Origin of the sequence: Nonomuraea sp. NPDC049625, from assembly GCF_040675285.1 — a bacterium.
Lineage (GTDB): Bacteria > Actinomycetota > Actinomycetes > Streptosporangiales > Streptosporangiaceae > Nonomuraea > Nonomuraea angiospora_A.
In genome coordinates, this window is the sequence record NZ_JBFAOQ010000046.1 from 1 (window position 1) to 5,304 (window position 5,304).

Sequence of the window (5,304 nt, forward strand, 5' to 3'; positions counted from 1 at the left end):
CGGCCTTCGACGACTTCTCCCGAAAGGCCCGAAACGCCACCCCGGGCGTCCCGAAAATCCCCAATCGCCCGAATTATTTCTCTGAGATCACCTCAGTGCCGACAACGTCAACCAGATCCATTTCATCGGATGCCGCATGGAGGCATTCGGCACCGGCGCCTTGTGGATCACCCAGGGCACCGCGAAGAACAATAATCCCAACGGGATCTATCTGACGGACTGCAAATTCGAAACCTCCAGGATGCAGGGCGGCCCTCATCTGAAGGTCGACGCGTCCTGCAGGCATGTCTATGCGTCCAATATCTATGCTTACGCGGGTGGTTTTGCGTCCGGGTATTCCACTGCGCAGAACATCATCGCCTGGGCGGGAAGCGCCGGCGCCCTGGAGAACGTGCTGATCGCCAACGGTTCGTCGGCGGCGACGGTCAACTCCGGGATCGATCTCTACTCCGGCTCCGGCTCGACCGCCGTCCTGCGTAACGTCGTGGGGCGCTACTCCACAAAGCCGACCGGCTCTCACATTTACTACGAAGCCTCAAGCACCGGCGATTTCCGGGTGGAGAACTGCTACGCGAACATCGGAGGGCAGTCCGGCGGTACCGTCCCGACCAAGAATCAGCCCAACCCGCCGCTGCGGATGGTCGCGGGCGCGGTCAGCGACGCCTCGTTCACGCACACCCCGGTCGACGGGACACTTGCGGTCGACTCGACCAACAGACGCCTCTACGTACGAGTGGGCGGCAAGTGGCTGTCGACGGCGCTGAGTTAGCGGCGGCCGGTCGGGATCCTGCGGCCGGAGACGCGTCCGTCCAAGTTGGCGGCATGCCGCAGGACAGGCCGGCCTGGCGTTCTGGAGCCGAAGTGGAGGTAAATCGGGTCACCTGACGGCGGACGGGACGATGTCGATGGCCTCGATCGACACGGCGGGGCGGAAGGTAAGGAAGGGACGCTCGTCGGTGTCGTTGAGGTCGGTCGTGACGACCCGCTCGGGCGAAGATCCCGGACGCACGACCCGGCCATCGGTGATGGCGAGGTAGCCGCTGAAGTTCCGCCTGGTGAAGCGGCGCTCGCTTCCGGTCGGGACGTCGATCGCGATGAGTGGGCTCTCGTCGTCGGGCTCCGGGTAGACGATGAGTTCCCGGTCGGACGTCCAGACGGAGTGCGCCCCGGGCAGGGCGACCCGATCCTCGTGGACGCCGATCACCTTGCCGGAAAGGTCGAGGACGACGGTGGTGATGACGTCGTCCAGCGTCAGATAGGTGGCGGCGAGGAGTCGCCCGTCCGGGGACCAGCTGATGGCGTCTTCCTGCCAGTAGCCCTCGGCCGACCAGAGCGGCTGCCGGGCGTCGGTGGCGGTCTCGATCAGCACGATGCCGGCGATCTCGTCGCCCACGCCGGGGATTCCGGGTCCGTTCGACAGGTCGGCCAGGACGGCGATCCGGCTGCCGTCCGGTGAGAGCGCCGCCCGCACGAAACCGTCCGAGACGAACTCCTGCCGCGCTCCGGTGGCGAGCTCGTGCAGCACCACCCGTGTGGGTCCGGCGCCGTCGTCCTGCCGCGACAGGAACACCAGCCGGGTCCCGTCGGACGACAGCGACACCGTATTGCGGGAGAGGTGAGCCGGGAGCCCCGGGACGGTCACGAACTCGTCGCTGTCGGCGTCCAGCACGAGCACGGCGTCCCGATCGAGGCCATGAGCCGCGACGACCATCCGAGCCGCCCGCACCGGCCGTGAAACCGGCGCGTCGAATGCGATTTCCCACGACCGGTGGACGACCACGGTGCCTCCCAAGAGCGGATCCGAACCGCAGCATAGTCAATGATCACGGAACGTGGTGATTCGAGATCTGCCGCAAGCCGATCTTCATGGTGTACCGTCCCGCTGCGATATTTATGTCCTATTTATCCGAGGTGAATGCATGCGGCGTCTCTGCGTGATTATGGCGTGTGTGCTCGTGGCGTCACTGTTAGGACCCGTCCAAGAGACATTAACGGCCAGAATGGCGGCAGCGGCGACCGCGGCCGCTGCCCAGTGCCCCCCGAACAGCAACGACTGGTCGAACGCCGGCAGAGGTGACAAGCGCTGCGTGTTCAACCGCATGTACGCCACCCGCCGCCGCATCAACAACAACTTCTGCCTGACCGCCCGTCCCGCGCTCGGCACCTACATCTACCAGCAGCCCAACGAGTGCAGCGCCGGCGGCGGCATCGAGTCCATCGGGCAGGCGCGCGCCATCAAGTACCTGAACGACCACCTCGGCGTCCCGCCGCCCGCACAGCCCGGCGCGGTCATCAACCCGGACGTCCAGTGGGAGACGTACCTCAACAACGGCCGCGATCGGCCCGACATCGTCTACTACGACCGGATCGGCACCAGCTTCGCCGAGGTGGTCGAGGCCAAGGTCAAGGGTAACCCGGACTATGAGGGTTGGGCACGCCAGGTCGGCCGGTACGTCTCGGCTATCGCCGCCAACGGCGTCAACGGCGTCCGCGCCGGGTCGGTCCTCGACCGCTGGGGCGGGTACGAGGACTGGTTCCAGGTCTACGGCAAGGAAAAGACGTGCCCGCTCGGTGGCGGCGCCAAGGGGTTCCAGCTGTCCACCTACAGGGCCACCTCGCCGGCCTCCGGCCTCCTGGACATCCGGGAGGTGAAGAAGGAGCGCAAGTGCGAAAGGCAGAAGGACCCGGCGGATCCCAACAGCCCGCCCGCCAAGATCCCGGTCGTGGACGAGGACGACGACGACTTCAAGTGGGAGCCCCCGGACTACCTTCTGCCGCTGATCAGGGGCATCCGGACCGTCGGGCCGACCACGCTCGCCGAGGACATCGGCGCCTATGGCAGCGTCGAGCTCGCCGCGGCCGAGCTGACCGCTGAGATCGAGCTGTTCCTCGCCAGCCAGGCGGGCAGGGCGTTCCTGATCGACGCCGGCTTCATCACGGTCGAGGCCGCGCTGGCGCTCGGCGTTGTGGCGCTGGTCGGCCTCATCCTGTGGTGGTATTTCACCCACCACGGCAGTCTGGTGAAGGGCGAACCGCACTTCACCACCCCGGACGGCCTGGGCTACGACCTGCAGTCCGTCGGCGAGTTCATCCTCGCCCAGTCCGACAGGTGGAACCTGGAGATCCAGGGCCGGCTCAGCCCCGCCAGCGGCGGCAGGGACGTTTCGGTGATGTTCGATGCCGCGATGGAGGCCGGCGACCACCTGGTCGAGTTCCACGAGGACGACCTGTACATCGACAACGAGAAGCGCACGCTCGACACCGGCAAGCTCCTCTACCTGGGCAAGAACGCGTTCATCCTGCGCAAGGACGACAAGTGGGCCGTCATGTTCGACGGCGTGGCCGGCCCTGCCCTGTCCTGGAGGAGGGGCGCCGCCAGCCTCTACGTGCCGCCGACCCCCGACAGTGACCTCGTGGGCCTGCTCGGCGACGCCGACGGCAACCCGAAGAACGACCTGCGGCTGCGGGACGGCACCCAGTTGCCCGCCAACGCCTCGCCGACCGTGCTGCACAGCAGCTTCGCCGACTCCTGGCGGATCGACGACAACGAGTCGCTGTTCACCTACGGTCCGGGCCAGAGCACCGCGACCTTCACCAACAAATCGTTCCCGGCCAAGATCGTCTCGGTCGCCGACCTGACGCCCGAGCAGGTCCAGCTGGCGACCACGCAGTGCGAGGCGAACGGCGTCCCGGCGGGCCTCCAGTTCAACGACTGCATCCTGGACATCGCGCTCACGGCGGACACCTCGTTCGCGAAGGCCGCCGCCGAGCAGACGAAACCCATCCTCGACCCGACGGCGCAGACCGTCAACGAGGACGGGGACCTGGCGATCGACTTCCAGGGGGCGCTCAGCTCGAACGTGCGGCCGTCGCGGGTGTCGGCCGATCCGGCGGTGAGCACGTTCGCAGGGCCGTTCAGCGGGACGGATTCGTACCGGTTCTACGCGCAGGCGCTACCGTCTCACAAGAGCGGGACGCTGAGCTTCGACCTGCTGGCCGTCGGCGACTGGGCGTCCGACTCCGACACCGAGACGGTCCAGGTCGAGACCGACCGCGGCACCCCGTACACGATCACGCCGAGTACGCTGACGCCCGTCGCGACCGGGAAACTGGCGACCGGCCTGCCGTGGGCCAAATACCGGATCACGATGCCGGTCACCCACAACAAGAGCCAGATCGAGTTCAAGACCACGGCCACCGGGGTGGCGGGCATCTCGAACCAGGCGTTCGGGATCGACAACGTCAACCTCGACCTGGACGTCACGCCGCCACAGACGTTCGCGGTGTCGCTGCCGTTCACGGCCTCGGACGGCGTCCCGGCCGCGGGAGCGGGCAACCTGGAGACCGAGGTCGCGCGCGACGAGTACCAGTTCACACTGGGCCAGCCGGGTTCGATCTTCGTCGACGCGCAGGAGTGCCCAGGGCTCTGGTTCAACTGGGAGCTGTTCAACGCCACGGGCGGGAGCGTCGCCACCAACTCTCTGTGCGGTGGCAAGCGCCTCGACGGCCTCGCGGCGGGCGCGTACCGGCTACGCGTCTCACCGCACGAGGACGAGTTCGGCGCCTACAAGCTCAGCGTGAGCACGATCGCGCCCGACGTCGTCAAGACCGCGGCGATCGGCGGGCCGAAGGTGTCGCTGGCGACCACCCAGCCGGGCCAGTACGGCACCTGGACGTTCGCCGGAACAGCCGGCCAGAAGGTCTCCTTCGAGTTCACCGACGGCACCCTGAGTTCGACCAGCGACGCCACCCTGCGGGTGAAGCGACCCGACGGGACCGTCCTGGCGTCGCAGAGCTGCGGCAAGACCTGCTTCATCGACACCGAGACCCTGCCTGTCACCGGCACCTACTCGGTGGTGTGGGATCCGAAGGACGCCAAGACCGGCTCGCTCGCGCTGCAACTGTTCGAGGTGACCGACCTCACCGGGACGGTCGCGCTCGGAGCGCCCTCCACACTGACGAGCACGATTCCCGGGCAGGACGCGTACTGGTCGTTCGCCGGTAAGGCCGGGCAGCGGATCGCGTTCGGGGTCAGCGGGCTGACCAGCTCCGCCTACGCCTCGGTCCGCAAACCGGACGGAACGCCGCTGCACGGCTCCACCTACTGCTCGACGGCCTGCGCCTTCAACACCATCACGCTTCCCGCGGACGGCACCTACACGATCGTCGTCGATCCGACCGTCGCGCGGCCGGGGCCGATGACGGCAGGGGTGATCGCGGGCGATGTCACCGGCTCCCTGACCGCCGGCGGGGCACCGGTCAAGCTGACCACCACCGGGCCGGGGCAGAACGCCAGCTGGACGT

The 5,304-nt window shown here is 67.5% G+C and carries 3 protein-coding genes; 2 read left to right on the plus strand and 1 reads right to left on the minus strand.

Annotated elements, in window-relative coordinates; all coding sequences use genetic code 11:
- The first annotated feature begins 136 nt into the window (after positions 1-136).
- A complete protein-coding gene (locus tag AB0J87_RS64015; protein ID WP_363985802.1) occupies positions 137-769 on the plus strand; it encodes a hypothetical protein in 633 nt (210 codons plus the stop codon).
- Positions 770-877: 108 nt separating this feature from the next.
- On the opposite strand, the gene AB0J87_RS64020 is transcribed toward AB0J87_RS64015, so the two are convergent.
- A complete protein-coding gene (locus tag AB0J87_RS64020; protein ID WP_363985804.1) occupies positions 878-1,711 on the minus strand; it encodes a hypothetical protein in 834 nt (277 codons plus the stop codon).
- A 376-nt stretch (positions 1,712-2,087) separates the two neighbouring features.
- Here AB0J87_RS64020 and AB0J87_RS64025 point away from each other — a divergent pair.
- The coding region (locus AB0J87_RS64025) for a VWD domain-containing protein (protein WP_363985806.1) at positions 2,088-5,304 on the plus strand (3,217 nt) is incomplete at its 3' end.